17 protein-coding genes and 2 pseudogenes are annotated in these 22,016 nt (G+C 68.7%); 11 read left to right on the top strand and 8 right to left on the bottom strand.

Annotated elements, in window-relative coordinates:
* Positions 1–50 precede the first annotated feature (50 nt).
* Positions 51–1,043 carry a 3-oxoacyl-ACP synthase III family protein gene (locus ACZ619_RS43070; protein WP_469611375.1) on the bottom strand — a complete coding sequence of 331 codons (993 nt, stop codon included), beginning with the start codon at positions 1,041–1,043 and terminating at the stop codon, positions 51–53.
* Positions 1,043–2,113 (bottom strand): ketoacyl-ACP synthase III family protein, encoded by a 1,071-nt coding sequence (locus tag ACZ619_RS43065; RefSeq protein ID WP_469611373.1) that lies wholly within the window; start codon positions 2,111–2,113, stop codon positions 1,043–1,045. The genes ACZ619_RS43070 and ACZ619_RS43065 overlap by 1 nt, the downstream gene beginning before the upstream one ends.
* 565 nt (positions 2,114–2,678) lie before the next feature.
* Between ACZ619_RS43065 and ACZ619_RS43060 the strand changes: the two genes are divergently transcribed.
* From ACZ619_RS43060 to ACZ619_RS43050, 3 genes and pseudogenes are all read left to right on the top strand, one after another.
* A complete protein-coding gene (locus ACZ619_RS43060) occupies positions 2,679–4,148 on the top strand; it encodes an MFS transporter (protein ID WP_469611371.1) in 1,470 nt (489 codons plus the stop codon).
* A 276-nt stretch (positions 4,149–4,424) separates the two neighbouring features.
* Entirely contained in the window at positions 4,425–4,865 is a 441-nt protein-coding gene (locus tag ACZ619_RS43055; RefSeq protein WP_469611370.1) for a transposase, read from the top strand.
* Positions 4,858–5,082 (top strand): annotated as a pseudogene (locus ACZ619_RS43050) (IS256 family transposase); the annotation flags it as partial. The gene ACZ619_RS43055 and the pseudogene ACZ619_RS43050, both read left to right, overlap by 8 nt.
* A 321-nt stretch (positions 5,083–5,403) precedes the next feature.
* Here ACZ619_RS43050 and ACZ619_RS43045 read toward each other — a convergent pair.
* Positions 5,404–6,279 (bottom strand): hypothetical protein, encoded by an 876-nt coding sequence (locus ACZ619_RS43045; RefSeq protein WP_469611368.1) that lies wholly within the window; start codon positions 6,277–6,279, stop codon positions 5,404–5,406.
* On the opposite strand from ACZ619_RS43045, the gene ACZ619_RS43040 reads away from it, so the two are divergent.
* On the top strand, positions 6,278–6,583 hold the full coding sequence (locus ACZ619_RS43040; protein ID WP_469611366.1) for a hypothetical protein: 306 nt from the start codon (positions 6,278–6,280) through the stop codon (positions 6,581–6,583). The genes ACZ619_RS43045 and ACZ619_RS43040 overlap by 2 nt on opposite strands.
* A 1,578-nt stretch (positions 6,584–8,161) precedes the next feature.
* On the opposite strand, the gene ACZ619_RS43035 is transcribed toward ACZ619_RS43040, so the two are convergent.
* The 4 genes from ACZ619_RS43035 to ACZ619_RS43020 form a co-directional block, all read right to left on the bottom strand.
* On the bottom strand, positions 8,162–9,274 hold the full coding sequence (locus ACZ619_RS43035; RefSeq protein WP_469611364.1) for a hypothetical protein: 1,113 nt from the start codon (positions 9,272–9,274) through the stop codon (positions 8,162–8,164).
* A 382-nt stretch (positions 9,275–9,656) separates the two neighbouring features.
* Complete coding sequence (locus ACZ619_RS43030) at positions 9,657–10,475, bottom strand: hypothetical protein (protein ID WP_469611362.1); 819 nt, start codon at positions 10,473–10,475, stop codon at positions 9,657–9,659.
* Positions 10,476–10,563: 88 nt separating this feature from the next.
* Positions 10,564–11,250 (bottom strand): DUF488 family protein, N3 subclade, encoded by a 687-nt coding sequence (locus tag ACZ619_RS43025; RefSeq protein ID WP_469611360.1) that lies wholly within the window; start codon positions 11,248–11,250, stop codon positions 10,564–10,566.
* A 347-nt stretch (positions 11,251–11,597) separates the two neighbouring features.
* Positions 11,598–12,089, bottom strand: coding sequence for a hypothetical protein (locus ACZ619_RS43020; protein WP_469611358.1), 492 nt, complete (start codon positions 12,087–12,089; stop codon positions 11,598–11,600).
* A gap of 1,351 nt (positions 12,090–13,440) precedes the next feature.
* Here ACZ619_RS43020 and ACZ619_RS43015 point away from each other — a divergent pair.
* The 7 genes from ACZ619_RS43015 (at position 13,441) to ACZ619_RS42985 (ending at position 21,321) form a co-directional block, all read left to right on the top strand.
* Entirely contained in the window at positions 13,441–13,998 is a 558-nt protein-coding gene (locus tag ACZ619_RS43015; protein ID WP_469611356.1) for a transcriptional regulator, read from the top strand.
* 35 nt (positions 13,999–14,033) lie between these two features.
* Positions 14,034–15,620: a Mu transposase C-terminal domain-containing protein gene (locus ACZ619_RS43010; protein ID WP_469611355.1), complete on the top strand. Its 1,587-nt coding sequence runs from the start codon at positions 14,034–14,036 to the stop codon at positions 15,618–15,620.
* Positions 15,613–16,704: an AAA family ATPase gene (locus ACZ619_RS43005; RefSeq protein WP_469611353.1), complete on the top strand. Its 1,092-nt coding sequence runs from the start codon at positions 15,613–15,615 to the stop codon at positions 16,702–16,704. The genes ACZ619_RS43010 and ACZ619_RS43005 overlap by 8 nt, the downstream gene beginning before the upstream one ends.
* Entirely contained in the window at positions 16,701–17,465 is a 765-nt protein-coding gene (locus ACZ619_RS43000) for an AAA family ATPase (RefSeq protein WP_469611351.1), read from the top strand. Before ACZ619_RS43005 ends, ACZ619_RS43000 begins: the two co-directional genes overlap by 4 nt.
* Positions 17,462–18,592: a hypothetical protein gene (locus tag ACZ619_RS42995; protein ID WP_469611349.1), complete on the top strand. Its 1,131-nt coding sequence runs from the start codon at positions 17,462–17,464 to the stop codon at positions 18,590–18,592. The genes ACZ619_RS43000 and ACZ619_RS42995 overlap by 4 nt, the downstream gene beginning before the upstream one ends.
* A complete protein-coding gene (locus tag ACZ619_RS42990) occupies positions 18,589–20,019 on the top strand; it encodes a transcriptional regulator (protein WP_469611347.1) in 1,431 nt (476 codons plus the stop codon). Before ACZ619_RS42995 ends, ACZ619_RS42990 begins: the two co-directional genes overlap by 4 nt.
* Before the next feature lie 435 nt (positions 20,020–20,454).
* Positions 20,455–21,321, top strand: coding sequence for a hypothetical protein (locus ACZ619_RS42985; RefSeq protein WP_469611345.1), 867 nt, complete (start codon positions 20,455–20,457; stop codon positions 21,319–21,321).
* Between the two features lie 304 nt (positions 21,322–21,625).
* Here ACZ619_RS42985 and ACZ619_RS42980 read toward each other — a convergent pair.
* A pseudogene (locus ACZ619_RS42980) lies at positions 21,626–21,921 on the bottom strand (helix-turn-helix domain-containing protein); the annotation flags it as partial.
* Positions 21,922–22,016: the final 95 nt, after the last annotated feature.

The following is a 22,016-nucleotide window of genomic DNA, read 5'->3' as shown; positions in this document are numbered from 1 at the left end:
TCCTTTCGCAGCGCTTGCATGGCTGGCAGCGGTGTTCACCGGGGGAGGGCTCAGTGCCAGCGGACGACCACGGCCCCCGCGGTCATGCCGCCGCCCACTCCGGCCAGCACCAGGTGCTCGCCCCGGCGCAAGGGCCGCCGCTCGTTCTCCGCGCGCAGGGTGAGGGGGATGGAGGCGGTGGCGGTGTTGCCGAACCGCGGTGCGGTCAGCGGCACCCGGTCCGGATCGACGCCCAGTTCGCGCGTACAGGCCTCGACCAAGCGGGTGTTGGCCTGGTGCAGGATGAAGCGGTCCACGTCCTGCAACCGCACCCCGGCCGAGTCCAGCGCCTCGCCGACGACCTTGGGCAGCACGCCGAGCGCGTACTCGCGCACCTCGCGGCCCCGCATGCGGAACAGGTGCTCGCCGGCCTCCCGGCTGCGGGCGTCCAGCGGCGTACGGGTGCCGCCGGCGGGCACCTCGACCAGCTCGCGGTGCTCGCCGTGGGCGACCAGCCGCCAGCCCAGCACCCCGTACCCGTCGGGCACCGGACCGAGCAGCACCGCGCCGGCCCCGTCGCCGAAGAGGCTGACGGTGCGCCGGTCGGTGCGGTTCATCAGCGAGGAGTACATGTCCGTGCCGACCACCAGGGCGTGGTCGCCGCCCTGGCCGGCCAGCCGTGCCGACAGCATCGAGTCGGCGACCGCCAGCGCGTAGAGGAAGCCCGAACACACCGCGTTGACGTCGAACGCCGGGACCTCGGACAGACCGAGCTTGTTCTGCAGGATGGCCCCGGTGGAGGGCTGCGGCTGGTCCGGGGTGGAGGTGGCCACGACCATCACACCCAGCCGGGCCGCCGCCTCCGGCACCGCCTCCAGCGCCTCGCGCGCGGCGTGCAGCGCCAGGTCGGAGGTGGCGGTGCCGGGCTCGCGGTAGCGGCGCTCCAGAATGCCGGTCCGCTCGACGATCCAGCTCTCCTCCGCGCCCGTCCACCGGGCGACCTGCGCGTTGTCGATGACCCGCGGCGGCACGTGGCCGCCCAGGCCGAGGAATCCGTAGCCCATCACACGCCCTTCGCCAAGGCCCGGTCCTGCGACGGGCCGTCCGGTACCTGCACGACGGCGCAGGCCCAGGTCCAGGCCGCCCCGCCGCTGATCACCAGCGCTACATCGCCCGACTCCAGCGGCACCCGGTCGCGCATGTCGGCGAGGTTGGCGAAGAAGTCGCCGCACCCGAGGTGGCCGGTGGCGGAGCCGAACCGCAGGGCCTCGGCCTTGAGCAGCTCGTCGAGCACGGGGCCGTAGATGGAGTCCAGCAGGCTCGCCCCGAGCCGGGGCAGCGCGATGTACCTGATCCGCGGGTCGCCGGGCTCCAGCCCCGCGTCGTGCAGGCTGTCGGTGATCACCTTGCGGATGTTGCGGCCGGCGATGGTCTCGAACTTCTCCTTGCCGTACGCCGCCATGTAGGACTTCTTCGGAGTGCGCAGGTCGATGAAGCCGTCGTGCCACATGGGAGCCGGGCTGAAGTCGTTGCCGTGCCGCATCATCAGCTCGAACCGGGCGTCGGTTGCGGTGGCCAGGGACAGCAGGGCGTAGTCGTCGGGTTCCGCGTCGCCCCGGTGCACCAGGGCCGCGGTGCCCGCGTCGCCGAAGCCGAGCCCGTAGTCGGAGGTCCATCGGTCCATGCCCGGAGGACAGAACCGGTCGCCCGTGGTGACGAGCACGGCATCCAGCCCCGGGTCCGCGTCCAGGTGCATCCCGGCCAGCTGCAGGGCCAGAGAGCCGGCGTTGCAGCCCTGTTGGACGCCGTAGGGGGTGGCGGTGCCGGCACCGACCGCCTGGGCCACGTAGTGCGGCGGCGACCACATGTCATGGCCCTGGTGGTAGATCCAGGTGTGCAGGACCAGGCCGACGGCAGACGGGCTCCAGCCCGCCCTGCCCAGTGCGGCGCGGCCGGCCTCCGCGGCCATCTCGGGAGCGGACAGGGCGGCCGAGAACGGCAGGTGGCTGACGCCGAGCCGCTCCGCGTCCGGACCGGTCAGCTTCCCGGCCGCCACGGCGTCCTCGACGTTCTCGCGGTCCGGTGGGAACCACGAGGTCACGGTCTTGATCCGCAGATCGTCTCCGAATTTCATGCAGGCTCCTTCGAAAGCTCGGGATCCGTGGCGCGTGCGGGTCGCCGGCCGACGAGCGGGGCCGGGTGAGCCTCGGCGGTTCGTCCGGCCGGGGAAGAGGGGGAACGCCGCTTTCGCGGGCGCAGCGCGGTACGCGGGCCCTCGACCACCGGGGGTCGTCGCGCACCGGGCCGCCAGTGGCTTCCGGCCCACAATCCCATACCTTCGCAGAGGTATGTAACTGTGCCGGGGCCCGGCCTCCGCGAGCGTGCACCGCACCGCACCGCACCCGCGGGCGCCACCCGCGGTGCCTGCACCGTCGTGCGCCGCCGGCGCCGCGCGACGGCGCCCGCCCGTGTGCAAGTGAGGACCGTCCCCACTTGCACACGGGCAGGGTCTCGGCCCCTCCCGGCCCCGCCGCGGCCGGGACGGCCTGCATCAACTGCGCGGTCGCGGGGTGAAGTTGGCCGGTCCTGGCCCCCGTCTCAGATTTACATACCTTCACGAAGGGATTATTCTCGATGGCGGAACCCCCTCGGGCGGCCCCCGCCCCGCTCACCCCGAAGGAAAAGGAAGAAGCCACCCCATGGCCACCACAGACTCCCGATCGCCACGGTGGGCCGGGTACACCCTCGCCCTGCTGGCGTTCACCCAGTTCATCGTCACCATCGACTACAACATCGTCTACGTGGCACTGCCGGACATCGGCAGCCGGCTCGGCTTCTCCGCGCAGTCGCTGCAGTGGGTCGTCAGCGCCTACGCGGTCGCGCTCGGCGGACTGCTGCTCTTCGGCGGCCGCGCGGCCGACCGGATCGGCCCGCGCCGCATGCTGGTGACCGGTCTCGTCATCTACGCGCTGTCCTCCCTCACCGGCGGCCTCGCGCAGAACGCCGGTCTCCTGGTGGCCGCCCGCGCGCTCCAGGGTGTGGGCGGTGCGCTGCTGACGCCGGCGACGCTGATGCTCATCTTCACCACCTTCGCCCCCGGTCCGGAGCGCAACCGGGCCACGTCCGTGTGGGGCGCCGTCGGCAGCGCGGGCCTGGCGGCGGGCTCGCTGTTCGGCGGAGTGCTGACCAGTGCCTTCGGCTGGAGCTGGGTCTTCTTCGTCAACGTTCCCCTCGCGCTGATCGCGGCGTTCGCCGCCACCCGCGTCCTGCCGCCCGACCGCCCGCTCGGCACCGGCCGCAGCTTCGACGCCCTCGGCGCCGCGGTCGCCACCGTCGGTTCGACGCTGCTGGTGTTCGGCCTGGTCAGCGGCCCGGACAAGGGCTGGGGCTCGGTGCAGGGCCTCGGCGCCCTGACGGCCGGCGCCCTGCTGCTGGCCGTCTTCGTCCTGATCGAGAAGCGCTCCGCCGACCCCCTGGTCCCCCTGAAGCTGTTCCGCCTGCGCGGCCTGAACATCCCCATGCTGGCGCTGATCGTCTTCCAGGCGTCTCTGGGCGGCACCTACTACCTGCTCACCACCTACCTGCAGTCCGCGCTGAACTACAGCCCGTTCGCCGCCGGCATCGCCTTCCTGCCGCCGACCGTGATCTGCATGGCGGTCGCGATGAAGCTCAACGCCCGGGTCCTGGGCCTGCTGGGAGTGCGCACCACGCTCTTCCTCGGCACCACCGCCACCGCCGTCGGACTGGCCGCCATCATCGCCGGCATGTCCGCCCACGGCTCCTACTGGGCCCTGGTGCCGGGCATCGCCATCTGGGGCGCCGGCGGCGGCTTCGCCTTCCCCACGCTCTTCGTCGCGGTGGCCTCCTCCGGGGCCGAACCCGCCCAGCAGGGCGTCGCCTCGGCGCTCGCCTCCACCTGCCGCCAGATCGGCGGCGCCCTCGGCCTCGCCGCCCTGGTCGCCGTCGCCAACGCCCACGCCGGCCACAACCCCGACCCGCACGCGCTGGTCGGCGGCCTGCGCACGGCAGGGTGGGTCGCCGCCGTCGGCACCCTCGGCGGCGCCTTCATCGGCCTCGGCCTGAAGAAGCAGCCCCGGCCCACCCCCACGCCCGCCACCACCCCCGCAACGGCCCCCGAGGCCACCGACGCCGCCACACAGGCGGGCTGACGCTAAGAAGCCGTTGTCGTACCGATCTTGATGGACGTGGGTTCGGCGGTGGGAACTCGGTCGGGTGGTCTTGCTGCATGCCGAGCATGAAGACAGGGCCTCTGGTGCAGCTCGGGGTTGTCGAGACCTTGAGCGCGGCGGGAGGCCCTGTTGTCGCAGTTGTACGCCCTCGCGCCAGTCGGTTCCAACTCGGCAGCCCGGGAGTGTGATTGTCTCGCCCACCGGTTCGGGAACGCCGGGAACAACCCGCACAGGCGTCCGAGATACCCCTCGGACATGACGGACGCGGAATGGGCCGTCGTGCGGGACGCGATGCCCGTGCCGTCCTGGCTGGAGGACCGCGGTGGACAGCCGGAGGGCTACTGCCCCCGCCAGCTGGTCGACGCGGTGCGCTACCTGGTAGCGGGTGGCATCACCTGGAGGGCGATGCCGGCGGACTTCCCCGCCTGGGACCGCGTCTACGCGTTCTTCCGGCGCTGGCGGGACAAGGGCCTGGTCGCCGAGTTCCACGACCGGTTGCGGGATCGGATCCGCGAGGCGGCGGGCCGCGATCCGGAGCCGACCGCGGGCGTCATCGACGCCCAGTCGGTGAAGGCGGCGGGCGTCGGTGCCGGCCGCAAGCCGGGGCTTCGACGGCGGGAAGAAGGTGAACGGCCGCAAGGGGTCTGTACGGTGAGTGGTGTAACTCCCGAGCTGGAAGCGACAGTTGATGACTGACGTGACGAGTGACACCGAGGCCGGGAAGGCCGCTGTGAGTGGGACAGGCGCCGTGGATGACGGGCTGGTCGCCGAGTTGGTGGCCCGGGCTCAGGCCGGTGGGGTGAAGCTCACCGGGGAGGGCGGCCTGCTGCAGCAGATGGCCAAGCGGGTGCTGGAGTCTGCTCTGGAGGGCGAGCTCACTGATCACCTGGGGCACGAGCCCGGTGAGCGGGCCGAGGGTGGCCGGGTGTGAAGTGCTGTCTCACTGTCGGTGGCCTTATGTCATTTCCCTGCCATCGTCGGATCCGTTGGATCTGCCCTTTGACCTGGTGTAACTGGGATCGTTCTACTGGCTCTAGTGGCATTAGGGCACTGGCAGGTGGTGGCATCAGTCCAGGACATCCTGGCGACACTTCCTATGGGGCATGACTAGCTGATCGATTCCGATTGAGGAGCCTTGTAGACGTGGGACGGCTACACGGCGACGCACGGGAGGCGGAGCGACTCAGATGTGTGCTGTCTGCTGCGCCATGCGGGCGGGCCAGGGGCGAGGGCGTCAGCGGGCCGCGGGCTTGACAAGGCGGAGTGCGTCGAGGAGCGAGAAGTCGAGGCCCACGAGTACGTCTTTGAGATCAGCGTCGGTGCGGTCGGCCATGTGGTCGCGCAGGTTGTCCCAGAAGTCGGGCCAGTCCGTGAACAGGTCGGGCCCAACCCCATCGGTGCGCCATCCCGTGAGCAGCACCAGGTTGTAAGGCCACTCGTCGTCTTCGACGGCCGCGAGGCGGAACCGGTACAGCTGTTCGACGAGTTCCATGATGCGTTCGGTGGGCACGCCCATGCGGTCGGCGACCTCAGCGATGCCCACGGGGAGCTGCTGAGCGACACGCCAGGCGAGCAGTTGCCGGGCAGGCAGGGAGAGCCCACGCACGATCTCCGCCAGCGCGTTGACCTTCGGGACGAAGTATTCGGGGTCCTCCTGCGTCCAGTCGGTCGGACCGATGGCCGCGAGCGTGGAGCACTGGATGACGACGTTGGCCTCCGTCAGGTCGCCGATCTCTTGCTCGACCCGCGTGAGCGCGCGTCGAAAACGCGCCTCGTGGTCGCGCTTCATGCCCTGCATTGTTTCCACCGAATAGAACTCGCGGCCGTTGGCGCCGTCGACCTTGCCGTGGTGTTCGGGGCACAGCAGCAGCAGGTTCTCGACGGCCCGCTTCGCCTCGGCACTCATGTGTTCCTTGTAGCGCGCCGACGTGGGCTTGACCCCGTAGATGTGGGCGATCTCGCCCTGCCAGTCATCGTGTTCGTTCAGCAGCCGCTTGTGGCACTGAGGGAAGGCGCACTCGTTGCCGGACAGCAGCCACAGCTCCCGGGAAACCTCAACTCGCGGTTCCAGCCGGTCGTTCTTGTCATGCTCCGTGACCTGGTGTGCCATGACCCTCCCCTTCCTCAAGACCCGGTTGCCGGGCGTCAGGGACATCAGTTACGCCCCGGCCGCGACCGTAGAGTCGACAGGACATACGGTCAAGATCGCTCGTCTTGGGACGGTGACCACGGGCCTTTCGTCCCAGACTGCCGGCCGGACCATGTTCCTGTGGGGTGGCGGTTCATCTGACACGAAGTACGGGGCTGCCGCTGGGGAGATCGTCCTGGGCATTCTTCGCTCGGCCTCCGGTCAGCTGTTCATGGTCAAGGAAGTTGCTGAGGAGCTTGGAAAGGCTCATCCCGGTCGGGTGTGACGTTCGTTCAGACAGTGCGCAACGCTCTGGACGTGCTTGTCACGAAGAACCTCGTGGACAAGAGTCGTTAGAGGGGCGCACGGCGTACACCGCACGGGATAACGCTGCTTCCGGCGCGGTGCCTGCCGTTGCTGCGGGCGAGGTCGCAGACGGAGAGGACGGGCAGGCTGCCGAGCCGGTGGCGGCCGAAAAGGTTCTGTCAGAGGTCTAGCGCCTGTCTCTGATGATCGCGTGGTCGGGACCGTGTCCGTCCGTCCCACTGCCCTGGGCCAGCTGGGTGGCGGGTGAGGAAGCCGGCACTGCGGTGGTGCGGTGGGCCCGGACGGGGGTGCGCATGCGGCCGGATCTGAAAGTGCCCGCCCTGAGAAGGCTACGTCGTCTACCGGTACGCCAACCCGTTCGAGACGTGGCCGGCGCCCGCCCGCCAATCCCGAAGTGGCCTATGAGAGGCAGGAGTTGGCGAGCCGGATGATGGTGTGGGGCGGTCTATGACACGCAGCCCGCCCCACACCATCACTCAAGGCTGCCGTTGCCGGCCACCGGACTGCGTAGTTGTGCCATGCCGTCTGCTTTTGCAGCAGGCTCCCCGGACGGGTTCTCGATGACCGGGACACGCCCCCCGGTTCATGTCTGCGCTCCTACGAAGGACCGGCCGTTGGATCCAGTTCGGCGACCAGCCATCAGGCCGAGGTGGCTCCGTCAGCGGCTGATCCAGGAGATGATCCATGGAAGGAACCAGCCGCCTGCTGCGGTGCCGATTCCGTAAGCTACGCCGAAGGCGGCCCTGCGGAGATACTTCCGCGACCATCGCCATCGGTCCACTCGTGGTTGCGGGAAACGGCTCATCCACCGCCGCTGGCCTGCGTTCTGGGTAACCTTCAACATAGGTGCTCCCGCGCTTTGTTTTTCTGATGGGCGGCGCCTGCATGAGGCCTCCTCGAACCGTGAGTGCTCGCCAAAGCTGGTTCGAGGAGGCCTTTTCTGCGCGCATGCTGCGAAGGTTCGTCCATCCGCAGGTAGTTGACCCTGCGGATGCCGACTCCGTCCCGAGAAGCTTCTCGCAGCCAGGTCTGAGAAGTCGTCATTTCAGTGCTTTCCCCTGAGGGTTGACGCTGGATCCACAGGACGCCCACCGCACGGACACTCGTGTGAGCACGCGTTTGGCCGTACGTGGGCGAAGCGCCAGCCCACCGGTTGTCAGCTCAGGGTGGGGACTGACCTGACGGACGTCATCAAGGCGACATAGCTACGCACCTTGGAATAGGTCGTCGCACGTCCGTGGAACGGGGCGCCCGGGTGCGAATTTCGCTGCCGTCCTGCTGAACGCCACGCGTTACGTGCGGCCGAGTTCGTGGTCGAGAGGGCGAGCACCTGGGCCCGACCGTTCGCCAGCTGCTCGGCCAGCCCGCGGCGGGCGGTGAGGTGTTCTGGCAGTGCCGGGCGACGTCGATGATGGCGCCGCCGAGCGAGCCCCGGACCTGCACGATTCCGGGCCTCTTTCACCAACAGGGCTAGGTGTCTGCGGTGTTTGGGTGACGGCGGCGAGCCCGGTGCAACTGCGGCCTGTGCCAGCCCGGGTCAGCGGCGCCGGACTGGTTCCTTCACGGAACGGAGCTGGGCGGCGGGGTCGTCGTAGGGGAGCAGGGAGCTCTGCTCGACGAATGAGGTGATGACCGGCCACAGACTCTCGGCTACGGGGGAGGGGTTGCCCTGGTGACGTTCGGTGACGGCCGCGGCCGCGCCAGCCAGGAGGTCCGCGAGCTGGATTGAGGGGTGATCGACGGAGGAGCCACGGACGACGGCGGCGATGTCGGCACCCCGTTCCCGCGTCAGCAGGGTCATGCCGACCGGAGCACAGGCGTACTCCCGCACGGTTCGCAGCGCGTAGTCGGTGAGCATGGGCTGTTCGTCGGTGAGGAGGCTGACACGGCCGACGCGGCGCTCCCACCCACGGGCGGTCTGGGCGACTGCGGGTATGAGCATCTCCAGCTGCGGAAACTCCGCAAGCGCCGGGTCCTTGTGGAGGGCTGCGGCGTAGCTGCGGGTCAGGCGGAGACGGGCCAGCAGTTCGGTGACGGCTTTCCTCGTGGAGGCTGCCCACGCCCTGTCGAGGGCGGTAGCGAACACGCTGAGTGCTTCCTCCTGACGGCTTGTGCCGCGCCGGGAGGCCAGCAGCACGAACGCGGACATCAGCTCCTGGAAGAGGGTGTCGCGCAGGGCACGGGGTCCTTCGAGCGCGAGCGTGCGGGCCAGTCGGCGGGCTTGCCCGCGGTCATACAGGTTCGTGCCCTCGGCGTGTTCCTTCTCTTCCAGCAGCAGGTCGATCACTTTCGCCGCTGCGGCGTACTCCTTGTCGACCACATACACCGAGCACCTGCCGTGGAGCGCACCGCCTGGCTCCCACAGCTGCTGCAGCAGCGACCACCGGTTCGCGCGGTCCTTGAACAGGCCGAACTTCAGTTCCCCGGCCTGCCGGATCGAGGCCTGGTCGCGCAGTTGCTGTATGAGCGGGGCTGCTTCTGCGTCATCGACGGCGACCGAGGCGTAGACCAGGAATCGGCGTGCGCGGCCGACGAGCTGCTCCCCGTCGCAGCCGGACTCGTCGCAGGCGATCCACCGCCCGCCGTCGGCAGCGTCGACGGTGGACTCGGGCTGGTTGAGCTGGGCGTACTTCTCTCCGGTCAGCGGCACGACCGTATTGTCCCCGCCGACTGGGACGCCGCTACAACCGGGGCTCCCTCTGTCAGCACCGCCCTGGGCCCGGGCGGGGCCGTCAGTGCAGGACACGGCCAGAGCGGGTCCAGGCCGGTGAGGTGGCCGAGTGTTTTGAGCCGGTCGGCCACCGCCCGCAGCCGCCTGCGCCCCGCGTGAGTTCGCCGGATCCGCGCGGGTAGAGGCGCCTCCCTGCCGGCAGTCCTCCCTCGGAAACAGCGTCGAGGCGTGCGCCGGCCGACGACCTGAGGGGCGGGCCAAGAGAGGATCGGTGGACGCGGCGGATACTGCTCTGGGCCCTGGCTGCGGTGGGTATCGGACGGTCACCACACTGTGCGGACCCCTTTGTCAGATCTGCCCGCTACACGGGGAAGAGGTCTTCCTGCACGTAGTCGGCGATGGTGCGCAGCGGGTAGGCCAGGCCGAGCAGCATGAAGGTGCGGGGGCGGGCGGCGATGTTGCCGACGAAGGCGTGGACCGCGCGGTCGGCGGTGAACATGCGGGTCAGCCAGCGTTCGTAGAGCTTGTCCCGCACCTGAACGGGGCCGTAGATGCGCAGATATTTGCGGTACGACTCGCCGGCCTCCCAGTCCTTGAGGTGCATGTCGTGGCCAGGACAGCCGGCATCCGAGCAGGTGAAGGTGTAGCGCAGTTGCACCGGCACCCATTCCAGGCGCTGCAGGTCCTGCTCGAACAGGTCCATCTGGTCGGCCAGGGCGGCCTTCGAGTCCGGCCACGGCTCGGCATCGGTCAGCTTCAGCCGAGGGACGGAGGAGAGTCGGAAGAGCCCCAGTGAGGTGTTGCGGAGCTCTTGGTCGCGGCGTATCGCGCACAGTGACGGCGCCACCAGAGGCCGCAGGTGCTGCCACCGCCGGCCCCAGCCGTCCGCGGAGGAGAGCCGGTCGGTGACCTCCAGTGTGTCGAGGATGGGACGCAGGCTCTCGGGACGCCGGTCGTGCCGGTGGGACTCGACGTCGACTTCGATGACGGAGTACTTTGCGAACTGCGCGTCATGCTCCAGGAGCCGGAAGGGGACGGGGAACAGACGCACGTGCTGTGGCTGACCGAGATCGAGGCGGACGCCGGCCACGCAGCTGGTCTCTTTGTACTTCGTGGAGAGCTCCGGATACGTCTTGACCGTGATCATTATGCGGGCCCGCTGCCGTCTGCTGTCCACCATCGCCTCCCCAGCCCGATGTGACACCTGACGGCTAGATTGGACGCAACCACGACGTTTGTTAAGAGGGCGCGGGCCCCAGTCGGCCGGCTCAGGCCAGTGCAGCGACTTTCACGTCGCAGCGCCGCCGGATCTCCTCAATGATCACGGTGCGATGGCAGCGCCGGGCATCCTGCTCGAAACAGAGCACAGTCACCCGCGATGTGCCTGCGAGCCCGGCGAGCTGCGTGAGCTCGGCTTGGGCCGCCTCGGCACCCAGCAGGCTCCGGAACCGAGCCCGGCCCTCCTCCAGTCGCCCCTCCCAGAACGGGGCACGGTTGTCCTTGGGATTGCCCAGGGCCCGCAGATGCAGGTACTCGACCTCCGCCGCGTCCAAGGCATCCCGCAGACGGGTCTTGCTGAAGCCCGGCTTGCGGCTGATCGGCGTCAGACGCACATCCACCACGGCGTCGATCTGAGCCTCCCGCACGGAGGCGACGAACGAGTCAATGTCCCGGCCCTCATAGCCGGCCGACCAGATCCCCCCAGGGCGCGCGGCACCGTGGAAAAGATCGTCCAGGCTCACCTCGAGCGCCGTCGCCAGCAAACCGACGGTGAAGAACCCAGGCTGGACCGGGCCTTCGCTCTCCAGGCGCACCAGCGTGCGGGTGTGCAGGCCCGCCTCCTTCGCCAAGCGGTCCCGCGTCCATCCGCGCGCCTCGCGCAAGGCCCGGATCCTCCGGGCCAGTTCCTGGGCTCGCGCTCGTTCCTGACGACTTGCTGCCGGTCGACCTGCCATGGCCTGTGATCCTAACTTCCATTTGAATGGAAGTGCGAACCGGTGCCCTCACCATTGGCGTCGGCCCCCGCGACCGGCTCACCCGCTGCCTCGCCCGCGGGCTGTGACGGAAGTAGGTCTCGCAGAAGGCCGCGTCCATCACAACGCCTGCGCCCCCGGCGGCGTTACGGGTATTGCAGCAGGCGCGAGTTCAAGGCGATGCGCGTGATCCGGAATTTGGCAGGGCGACTGTCCTCCTCGTGAGCGGGGATGCGGAGGAGGGCCGCCAGATCAGCCGGCCATCCGTGCCGGGACACCGGCGATCGGTTGTGGCTGCAGGCAGAGCCTGCAGCCACTCTCGACCCGGCTCAGTCCAACTGGTCGAACAGTGACTGCTGGAGAGCGCGCGCCGAGCGGGAGCGGGGGAGCAGGAGGGAGAGGTCCGGGGGAGGAAGTGGCCTGCCGTGCCTGCCGTCGGTCAGCGCGTGACGGCACGCGTCCCGCAGGGCTGGCAACTCGTGCCGGGCACCGAGCAGGCCGAGGAAGTCTTCGACGCTCCAGTCGATGAGCGCGCCCTGGCGTGAGAGGTACAGCGCAACGGTGGAGATGGCGTGTGTGTCGCTGTGGTCGAGCAGCAGGTATCCGGCGAGCTGGTAGATCGCTCCGCGGTCGATGCGTTCCGGGCGGATGGTCGCCTTGCAGTCGATCAGTGCGCCGTCGAGGATGAAGTCGGCGTCCGCCCCACCGACTTGGGGGCTGCCGTCGAAGACGGGGCCACAGATGGGCGCTGGCGGGTAGAAGCCGCAGAGTCTCGAAGGGGCCCGGACGGGCGGCGAGTTGCATCTGCGTGCGGACGTCATCGACCACGTGGTCCGCCACCGCATTGAGGAGATCGTCCAGGGATGCCTCCGCAGTACACAGGCCGAGGCTGTTCCCGCGCATCCACCCGCCGTGCCGGAAGATCGCCTCGAAACTGGAGGCGACATGGCACAACCGGATGAGCCGGTCTTCGTCGGCAGCAGCCAGACACAGAGGCTGCCCCGCATCGCTTTCGTACCGGGCCAGCTCCTGCACCATGCGGTCGCCGGCCATCTGTACCGCGAGGATCACCTCCCGGCTGGGCCAGCCGTCGTCGTCGAGAACGGCCCGCACGATGCCCCCCTTGATGGGGGAACCAGTCGGGGCTCCCAGAGAGATGAGCAGACGGTGGTCGATGGTGTGCCCGAGCATCCGGTACTGGGGCCGCCGACCGGCTCCCGCCCGCGGCCGTACCGGAGCGGGAAAGCGGGCTAAACGTTTGCGGTAGTCGGCCAGTAGGGCCGTGGTGCTGGGTAGCTGCTCCGCCAGAAAACATGAAATCGCGGAGCGGGGATCTTTGAGCTGTGAGGTGAGACTCATGCGGGCATCCTGGAGGACGGCTCGGACAATGCCCCCGAGCTGAAACCTTCCTGCGATCGCTGTCGAAGAGCGCATCACGCCACGCTCGATATTTCGCTCAGGTGTGGTGCACCTTCCACTAGTGATGACGGAGCTGGCCGCCTTCTGGAAAGGGCCACCAGACGGCGACATCAGGCCAATTACCGCCCGATCGGCGGACGCTGAGTAAATGGATTGGGAACTCATTGTCAGACCCCGCCGCTAGAGTATCCGCCACTCCAGTAAGAATGTCGTGGACATGATTAATAGGTCGACATGACAAATTACTCGCGAGTGGGAAAGGTGCACCTCCGGCATGTGCCCTGCTGCGGCTGAAAAGCGGACGTGTCACAGGGGGGCGGCCTGCGTGTTCACGTCCTCGGTAGCGGAGGTGGGGCCCGCGGTGCCTGGACTCGCCGACCTCCCTGCTGTCGTGGGGGTCGCTCGGGGCCGCCTTCGGTCATCGTGCTTGGTTCCGTGTGTCGTGTGGTCGACCGGATGATGGAGATGGCTCGGAGGCGCGAAGTGTCTGAAATGTACTACCGCTTCGATGTCGACCTGAACTCGTTTCGCGGGGCGTGCGGCCATCCTAGGGTGCCGTGCACCGAAGCCGAACCGGCTTCCCTCTGACTCTCAACTTGACTACAAAAAAGGCCTGTTGAACGTTCACCGATGCTCGAGTCGCACCGTGGCACACAGCCCACCTAGCGAAGAGGGCACGCACCCGCCGACCCTGCCACCCGTACTTGGCGGGCGCCCACCACAGGAACACATGAGCTTCGGAGAAGACTGCAGATGGGATTCGGACGGCTAGGAGCCCAGGGCATACCCGGGGCGGTGGCCCTCACCACCACACTCGACGAGCTCGCCCAGGTCACCCACCCCTACCGGACACCGCCATCGGAGCGTCTGAGACGGAACCTGCTCTACCTGACCCGCTCCCGCACGGGCTACACCTACATGCAGGACTGCGGCATCCGCATGGACCGACACATGATCACTGCCTGGCTCGCCGAGGAACGCCTCCCGGCAGCCGATCAGCAGCGACGCGTGGAAAACGCCTTCCGCCTGCTGCGGCGCCGCAACATGGCGTCCAGCATGACGCGTCGGCTCAACGCCGACGGCGGGACCCGTGTGGAGATCTACCCCGTCGACCAGAACGAAGTGGACCCCAAGCACCAGCGCGAGGCCCGGTGGAGGCACAAGAACATCTACCACTGGGACGGCATCGTCGAGGCGTGGTCCCGCAGCGACCTGCTCGACCTCACCCACCGGTGGCAGTACGTCATCAGCGACCTGGATTCCGACTGGCGCCAGTACGAGTACGTCACCCACCTCGGCTTCTGGGCCTGACCCCTGCCCCCGGCACACACAAAAGGACCGCCCCGATGGAGCCCCCGGGCCCCGACGACCTCACCGACGAAGACCTGGCCCGCCGGCAGCAAGCACGCCGGGAACTCATGGGCCCAGCCGTACATGCCCTACTGGCGTTGTCGCAGCGGGGCGAGCTGACCACCGCCCATGTCCGTCTGTCCGCCCACACCCTCGGCGTCCACGTCAGAACGGTGTGGCGCAACCTGGCCCGCGCCCGGCTCGGTGAACCCCTGCGCCGCAGCCGGGACCGTTTTGAAATCACCGACCACATCCGCACGCTGCTGGCCTACCATCGCGGCAACGTCAAAGCCGTCCACAAAGAACTCGCCCAGGACGCCATGAAGACCGGCGCCACGCCGGTGAGCCTGTCCACACTGCACCGGGCGGTCAAACGCGACCTGACCCCCGGTGACCGGGCCGGACTGAAGGGCGGAATCCCGGCTGCCCGCGGCCACGACCCACACCTGCGCCGCCCGCCTACTGCACGCAACGAGGAGTGGGAAGGTGACCACAAGCAAGCCCCCGTCTGGGTATGGGCCGACGGACGGCTGGTCAAACCGTGGGTGACCTGGTTCTGCGACTGCCACACCGGCATGATCATGGGCTGGGCCGTCACCCCCCACTTCCCGCACCGTGGCTCCGTCCTGGCCGCCCTCAGATCCTGCATCCTGCGGGAGGGCTCCTACGGCCCGGCCGGTGGACTGCCCACCCGGATCCGTATCGACCGCGGCAGGGACTTCCTTTCCAGGGCCGTGCAGGAGGCCCTCGGCGTCTTCGCCGTCCAGGTCGATGTCCTACCCGCGTACACCCCGCACCTCAAAGGCAGCATCGAGAACCTTAACCGCGCCGCCACCAGCATGTTCTTCTCCATCTTGCCCCGCTATGTCCATGCCCAGAAACTCGACGCCTGCCGCCGCTCGGGGGAGAAGGACCCGGCGCTGACCTTCGAGGGCTTCGTCGAACTGTTCGCGAAGTGGGCTCGCACCCGTAACGCCGAACACAAGATGGCCGACTACGGCGACCTGACCCCGCTGGAATGGTGGAACAGCGATGCCACTCCGATCCGCTACGTTCCCACCGAGGACCTGCACGCCTTCCTCCTGGAAGGCGACCGCTCCACCCGCGTCATCCACGGCCACGGCATCCGCTGGAACGGCCGCGACTACATGGCCGGCTGGATGACCGGCCGCTCCGGCACCCGCGTCCACATCCGCTTCCAGCCCCACCACGTCCAGGAGATCGAGGTTTTCGACGCCGACAACCGCCAGCACCTGGGTACCGCCTACCTTGCCGACGAGGCCAGCGAAGAGCAGATCGAAGAGGTCTACCAGGCGCGCGCCGACCGTGCCCGCCAACTGCGCCGCGACCTGCGCAACGCCGAAGCCCTGCGCAGGCGCCGCTTCAAGGCCCTCACCACGGCCGGCCCTGCGGTGGCGGAAGGGGCCATGACCCGGAAACAAGCCGCCAAGGAACTGCGCAGCCTGCGCTCCCGCCGCCGAGCCGATGAGCTGCCTGCCGACTACATGCCTCGCCGCATTAACCCCTCCAGCAAATGGGCCGTACCCGACATCCCTGCCTCCTCGTCTGCGGAGAATGCATGACCGCCCCAACCCGCCCCCCGGCCGGGCCAGCCGGATCCTCCACGGCCACGGCATCCGCTACAACGGCCGCACCTACACGGCTGCCTGGATAGCCGCTCACGACGAGCGCACCGCTCGCATCCACACCCGCGGCCCCGACACCGTCGACGTGTCCGATGCCGCAACCGGCCACCTCCTGGGAACCGCCCAGGCCCAGCAATCCGCTGGCCCCTCGAGTCCCGCCCTGCCGACAGCAAAGGACACCGACATGAGTACAACCCCCCAGGCGACGCCGACCCGCCCGGACGAAGACGAGGTCGTCGGCGAGCCTGACTTCTACCTCAACCTCGCCGACGCCCGCATCGTCGCCACCGAAGCCCTCCTGGAAGCCAGCGAGAACATCGCCGACACCATCGAAGCCCGCGCGATGTCCTGTATCTACGGAGACGCCGGCCTCGGCAAGACCTTCTCCGTGCTGGCCGCCCTGAAGGAAGTCGCCGCCGAACGCGTCCTGCTCCTGCAGTTCCGCTCCCGCCCCACCCCCCGCGACATCCGCCAGGAACTGTTCACAGAACTCCGCCTCGAAGGCGAACCCCCCTCTCATCCCAGCGAGTTCGACCGCCTCCTCAAGCGGAACCTGGCCCGCAAGCCCTACGTCCTCGTCTGCGACGAAGCCCAGCAATTCAGCCGTGAATGCTTCGAATTCGTCCGCCACCTGTGGGACACCGGCAAAGGAACAAACCGCCCCGCCGTCCTCTTCGTCGGCGGCGAAGAGGCCTACAAGACCCTCTACAGCGAACCCGCCCTCGCCTCCCGCATCTACATCTGGCAGGAATTCGCACCGATGGAAGCCGACGAGGTCCAGCGGAACATCCCCCTCTTCCACCCCCTGTGGGCGGACGCCTCACCCGAACTCATCGACTACGTCTACGAAGAGGGCGCCGGCGGCACCTTCCGCGTCTGGTCCAAGATCACCTATCACATCCTCGAAGGCATGAAGCGCCGCGGCCTCAGCAAGGTCGACGAGTCCATCGCTCGCTGGGCCATCCGACGGGCAGTGCCCCACCGCCGCAAGAGCCGCCGCTCCCAGCAGGACGCCGGGTGACCCACCCCGCCGGCCCCCCGAGCGCGCCCCACTATCTCAACCTTCCCGGCGCCCGCACCGTCACCACCCAGGCGGTGCGGGCCGCCGCCCGCACCCTGGATGAGGCCCTGCACCAGCAGAGCATGATCTGCCTGACCGCCGATGCCGGCGTCGGTAAGACCTTCACCCTGTACCTGCTGTGCGAGACACGGCCCGCCCTGCCTGTGCTGCGGCTGCTACCGCGGCCCCAAGCCCGCCCCGACGACCTGCGCAGCAGCCTCTACCGCGCCCTCAACCTGCCCGGCACCCCGCCGCAGGACCCCGGCATCTGCGACGACTACCTGCGCCATGCACTCCGCCAGCCGCTCCGCCTCATCGCGGTCGACGAAGCCCACCAGCTGTCCTCCTCCTGCGTCGAATACCTGCGCTACCTCCACGACGACCCCACCCCACAGGTCACCGTTCTGCTGCTCGCCGCCCGACCTCGCCTCAAAGCCCTGCGCTCCCAGCAGACCCTGATCAGCCGGGTCACCACCTGGCACCACCTGGAACCGCTCGAGACGGACGAACTCCTCACCGTCCTGCCCGCCTTCCACTCCCTGTGGCAGGACATCCCCGCCCGCGTCATCGGCCGCCTGGACGCCCTGTGGGCCCACGGCAACTTCCGCCGCTGGGCTGCCCTGACCCACCAGCTGCACACCACCATCCGCCGTCACCCCCACCAACAGGCCGACCCTGTAACCCTCCTGCACCGCCTGAAGCCCAGGACCCACACCGCATGACCTCACTCGCCACCGCACCGGACGACAACCTCCGCACGTGGGCGCCCCAGTGGTCACCCGACCACACCGACCCCGGCCTGCCGCCGATCACCCTCATCACCGACCCACACGACCAGCCCGCCCACACCAGAAGCGCCCTCGCCGCCCACCAGCCCGAACTCGGCCGTATCGCAGTCCACCCCACCCCCCTGGCCACCGCGCCCGCCTACCTCGCCCACGACCTCATCCGCGCCCTGGGCAAGCACCTGCCGTCCCCCGACACCGACTCGCCCTGGTGGACCAGCAACGCCGACGAGTCCTGGCGCATAGCCGTGGCATGGACCCAGGCCCTCGGTATCAGCCACTACATCGTCTGCCGCGCCCACCGCATCACCAGCCGTCATCTCGAACACCTCATGGCCCTGCGCGAACGCACCCGCATCCGCCTCACCCTCATCGCCAGCGGCCCGCCACCAGCCGCCCTCGCCGACATCCTCAACGCTGTCGCCCACCGCCAACTCGACACCCTCGAAGCAGCCCAGCACCACCTGAACACGGCCCACGACACCACACCGCCGCCCGCCGACCGCTACCCCTGGTGGCAGCCCGCCCCATTCCCCCGCCCCGACGACGAGCCGTGGTACCAGCTGCCCCCGCGCCCACGCCGCCCGGCCGGACAGCCCGACGAAACCACCATTAGCACCCGCGGCACACCCACCCGCCTTCCCTCACCGGACAACGCGCCGCCCGCCACTGTTCTCAGCCCCGCAGACCACAATGTCGTGGCACAGCGCATTCACACGCGAATCGCCCACCCCGTCCACGCCGCCGCCGTCGCCGTTCGCGCCTTGACGGGTTACGGCATCGACCAACTGCCCCAGCTCACCGTCCCCACCCCGCACCGCCCGCACGCGGATCTGCCGGCCGATCTGCCCGGATGGGCCCGCCTCCTGCAAGACGCCTCCCGCCTCCATACGGACCTGCAGCACCACACCCGCCCCGACCTGCCCGCCCATCTCACGGGCGACGACAGAGCCTTCCCGCTGCCGGCCTGGGAGAAGAACGATGTAGCCCACGCCACCGAAACCTGCCGCCTGATCGCCGCCCCCACCCGCCGCCCCCATCCGCCCAAGAGGAAACGACGATGAGCAACTTCCCCGCCATCGATGCCCTTTTCGCCGCCCACACTTCGTTACCCTCGCCCGCCGAACGCGGTCTCCTGCGCCGCCGCCTCGGCCTCACCGCCGACGAAGTCGCCCAGGCGATCGGTGTGGACACCGTGACACTGCACGCATGGGAAGAGGGACTGAGCGAACCGGAACGACACCTTCACGCCGCCTATGCCTACCTCCTCGCCCGCGCCCGCACCGCCGCCGACGACCGCTCCCAGGCCCTCGCCCAGGAGCACGCCACCGATGTCGAAACACTGCCCGAGCCCGCGCCCTGCGTCCTGTGCGGCAGGCCGGCCACCCAGCAAGTCCTCGGCTATCCGCAGCATCTCAATCCCGCCGAATGCACCACCCCGCCCCAACCCACCCCCTCCATCCCGCAGCCGACGCCAGCGACCACCGGCCGCTCACACGTACCCCGTCCCGTCCGACCCCGGCCTATGCCCGAGGTGGACAAGCACCCGATAGCCGCCGCGGTCGCTGAGGCCCTCCGCGCCCACGCCGAGAACCTTGATGCGGCCGTCAATGCCCTCATCGGCCAGGCGATCCCAGACGCCATGCGCCTGTTCAACGCCTGCAGAGTCGGCGGCCGCTACGACGTGGTGAGCCACCCCGCGCTGCCGGACATCCTGCGCAAGCCATCGCCCAGGGCACCAAGCCTCATTTGGGAAGCCCGCCCCAACTGGCAGCACCCTCACCCTCTCGCCAGCAACGAGCCAATCACCGCCCTGGACATCAACGGCGCCTACCTCTCCGCCCTCAAGACGCACCTACCGATAGGCCACCTCCAGCCCACCAGCCCCACCCCCCACGACCGGCACCGCGCCGGAGTCCACCTCGTCACCCCACCCGTGTGGGAGCACGACAACCTGCCCAATCCCCTGGGCGCACGACAGGAACCGGGACCCCTATGGATCACCGAACCCACCCTGCGCCTGCTGCTGCGCCTGTCCAGCCCCCGGCATGCCCTCTGCGAGCCGCCCGTCGTCCACGAGTCCTACACCTCCGGGGCCACGGAGAACCTCCTGGAGAAATTCCGAACCGTCCTGCGCGACGCCCGTACCCACGCCCTCGAAGAGAATGACACCGTGACCTTGGAGTACGTCAAAGCCATGTACTCCAAGTTCGTCGCCACGCTGGGCGAGTCGTCCTACAACAAAGAACTCCGCAGGCCCGATTGGATGCACCTCATCCGCTCACAAGCCTTCACCAACCTCTGGTCCAAGGCCTACAAAGCGCACATCGAAGGAGCGACGGTCGTTCGGGTCTGCGGAACCGATGAGCTGCATCTCCAAGGCGACTGGCGCCGCGTCTTCCCCGAAGGCAGAGAACTCGCCGAGGTCAAAGTCAAGGACACCTATGCGGCCGACAGGCTCCTCACACCGCGCTCGACGGGTACCAGCTGATCACAGTGGCAGGCCAGCAGGAAACGAACCTGCGGGAACATCTCGACCCGCGTGAGCTGGCTCTACTCCGAACGGGTGGGCCTGCAGGCCGCGATGGTGCCGCCGATGATCGTCGTGGGCTTGTGGCCGCCTCGTCGGTGTGGCCAGCACCCTGGGCGGTGACGGGCACCAGCCGGATGCGGCCCCAGTGGTCCCAGGTGCGGCCCTCGGGCGGCCTCAGGCCCTGGTTCTGCCCGCAATTTCGTGAATGATCTTCGACCTCTGGCTTGGCCTGCCAAGCTTTTGCCCCGCTCGGATGACGACGGTACTCAGAGGTAGCAGAGTTGGCCGCCTCATCAGTGTCCGGCCGGGGCTCCCCGTCAAGGGCGCCTTCGGCCTCGCTCACGCAATGGGTTTCGCCCCCGTGCTGTCAGTGCCGCCTCCTACAGTGCTTCCATGTCTGACAACGAACGGCCACCGAACCGCAGGCTGGTGGAGGCCGTGTATCCCGCTGACACCCACCTCGACTGCTCCCGTGCCTCCTCCAACGGGATGCGCGGCAACGTACGCGACGACCGGGACAACTCGCTCATTGGCCAAGCCGAGCTCTTCGACGCTCCCGACCGGTACGCCGACGGCTACAACGACGGCTACGACCACCGATCCCACGACGACGAGTTCCGCCGTTACGTCGTAGATCGCCTCGTCCGCGAGGTGTCCCTCCTCTTGGTGGACCTCGCTTATGCCGCCGCGGCCCGCGGCATCGCCGCCGCCTGGCCTCACGTCAACGCCTGGGTGCACCAACGAGTGGACAAGCTGCGCAGCCGCGTACCGAAGGTCACTGCAGCCGCTCTCTCCGAGCCCGCGGAGGAAACCGGTCCCGAGCACGCACCGCCGCGACCGGCCACCGCTACCGCGGGCTACCTCCAGGTGGATCCGGTGCTGCGCACCGACCAGGGCGATGCCTGCGCGAACGCCGCCCTGGAGCGAATCAGAGCTCGGGCGGCCGAGGTCCACGGGATGGCCGCGCACTACGCCGCTGACCTGCCCGCGTCCGACGCCGCCGATGTGGCGATGCGCCAGGCTGTGGCCGCGGCTGCGCCCGGACTAGCCGCCGCCGCTCTCCAACTCATCGCCTCTGACGAGGCGCTGGGCCTGACCCCTGAGCAGCAGATGTACATGTGGGAGCGGGCCGCCGAACTCGACCCCGCCGTGGTCGAAGTCCTCACCGGCGCCCACACCGTGCCGGCAGAGGACGTCGCGCTGCAGCGCCTTGGTGCGCGAGGGGCTGGAGGCTCGACCAGCGGACCGACTCAGTTCTGATCGTTCTCAAGGAATGAGGAAACGACCGGTCGGTTCTCCGCGTCCGGCACTGCGCCCGCGTTGTTGAGCGTAGCCTCCGCTTCCTCAGCCTCGACCTGCTCCTCGACGGATCTAGTAGCCCGGGCAGATCAGGCCGACCAGGACACTGATAGACCTCCTTGAAAATGGCACTGCCGCGATTCCGTGAATGATCGTGCTCATCCCTTTCGGCGCCGCAGCCCTTCGGTCGCGAGCAGGCGCGTGATGCCCCGGGCCAGCGGATCCGGAGATCATTCAAGGAATTGCGGTCAGAACCCAGGCTCTAGCCGGCTTCGCCCTCGAAGCAGAGCCAGGCGCTCAAGTCAGCCACCCTCCTTTTACGAGGGGCCACTGCTCGTCCTTCCAGACGGCGATTTTCGCCTCGTCCCGCTCGGCGGCCTTGCGGGACGGCACCTGCACACTCCAGCCGATGCGGTGCAGCAGCGGGTCCAGCCCGGCCAGGGCGTATTCCACACCGAACCAGCGACGCACGATCTCGGCGATCCTCGATAACGTCCAGCACTGGTCGGACTAGCCGGAAGCGGCCGGTCCGGCATCCAATACAGCTACCAGGAAACAGAGGGGCCTTGACCCCGGAGTTTGAACACGTCTATGCGGCTCGGGCCAGGGTAGTTGGTGTTGGGTGGACGGTGATCTCGTAGGTGATCGGGGCTCGC

The organism is Streptomyces sp. NPDC104367, from assembly GCF_055583825.1.
Note: the sequence above shows the minus strand (reverse complement) of the source record. Positions and strands in the feature narration are given on the sequence as shown.

Coding starts and splice junctions, on each gene's coding strand:
- ACZ619_RS42990 (WP_469611347.1), top strand. CDS start 18,589: ATGAGCAACTTCCCCGCCATCGATGCCCTTTTCGCCGCCCACACTTCG.
- ACZ619_RS43020 (WP_469611358.1), bottom strand. CDS start 12,089: ATGACGTCCGCACGCAGATGCAACTCGCCGCCCGTCCGGGCCCCTTCG.
- ACZ619_RS43005 (WP_469611353.1), top strand. CDS start 15,613: ATGCATGACCGCCCCAACCCGCCCCCCGGCCGGGCCAGCCGGATCCTC.
- ACZ619_RS43070 (WP_469611375.1), bottom strand. CDS start 1,043: ATGGGCTACGGATTCCTCGGCCTGGGCGGCCACGTGCCGCCGCGGGTC.
- ACZ619_RS43030 (WP_469611362.1), bottom strand. CDS start 10,475: ATGGTGGACAGCAGACGGCAGCGGGCCCGCATAATGATCACGGTCAAG.
- ACZ619_RS42995 (WP_469611349.1), top strand. CDS start 17,462: ATGACCTCACTCGCCACCGCACCGGACGACAACCTCCGCACGTGGGCG.
- ACZ619_RS42985 (WP_469611345.1), top strand. CDS start 20,455: ATGTCTGACAACGAACGGCCACCGAACCGCAGGCTGGTGGAGGCCGTG.
- ACZ619_RS43060 (WP_469611371.1), top strand. CDS start 2,679: ATGGCCACCACAGACTCCCGATCGCCACGGTGGGCCGGGTACACCCTC.
- ACZ619_RS43045 (WP_469611368.1), bottom strand. CDS start 6,279: ATGGCACACCAGGTCACGGAGCATGACAAGAACGACCGGCTGGAACCG.
- ACZ619_RS43055 (WP_469611370.1), top strand. CDS start 4,425: ATGACGGACGCGGAATGGGCCGTCGTGCGGGACGCGATGCCCGTGCCG.
- ACZ619_RS43010 (WP_469611355.1), top strand. CDS start 14,034: ATGGAGCCCCCGGGCCCCGACGACCTCACCGACGAAGACCTGGCCCGC.
- ACZ619_RS43040 (WP_469611366.1), top strand. CDS start 6,278: ATGACCCTCCCCTTCCTCAAGACCCGGTTGCCGGGCGTCAGGGACATC.
- ACZ619_RS43015 (WP_469611356.1), top strand. CDS start 13,441: ATGGGATTCGGACGGCTAGGAGCCCAGGGCATACCCGGGGCGGTGGCC.
- ACZ619_RS43025 (WP_469611360.1), bottom strand. CDS start 11,250: ATGGCAGGTCGACCGGCAGCAAGTCGTCAGGAACGAGCGCGAGCCCAG.
- ACZ619_RS43065 (WP_469611373.1), bottom strand. CDS start 2,113: ATGAAATTCGGAGACGATCTGCGGATCAAGACCGTGACCTCGTGGTTC.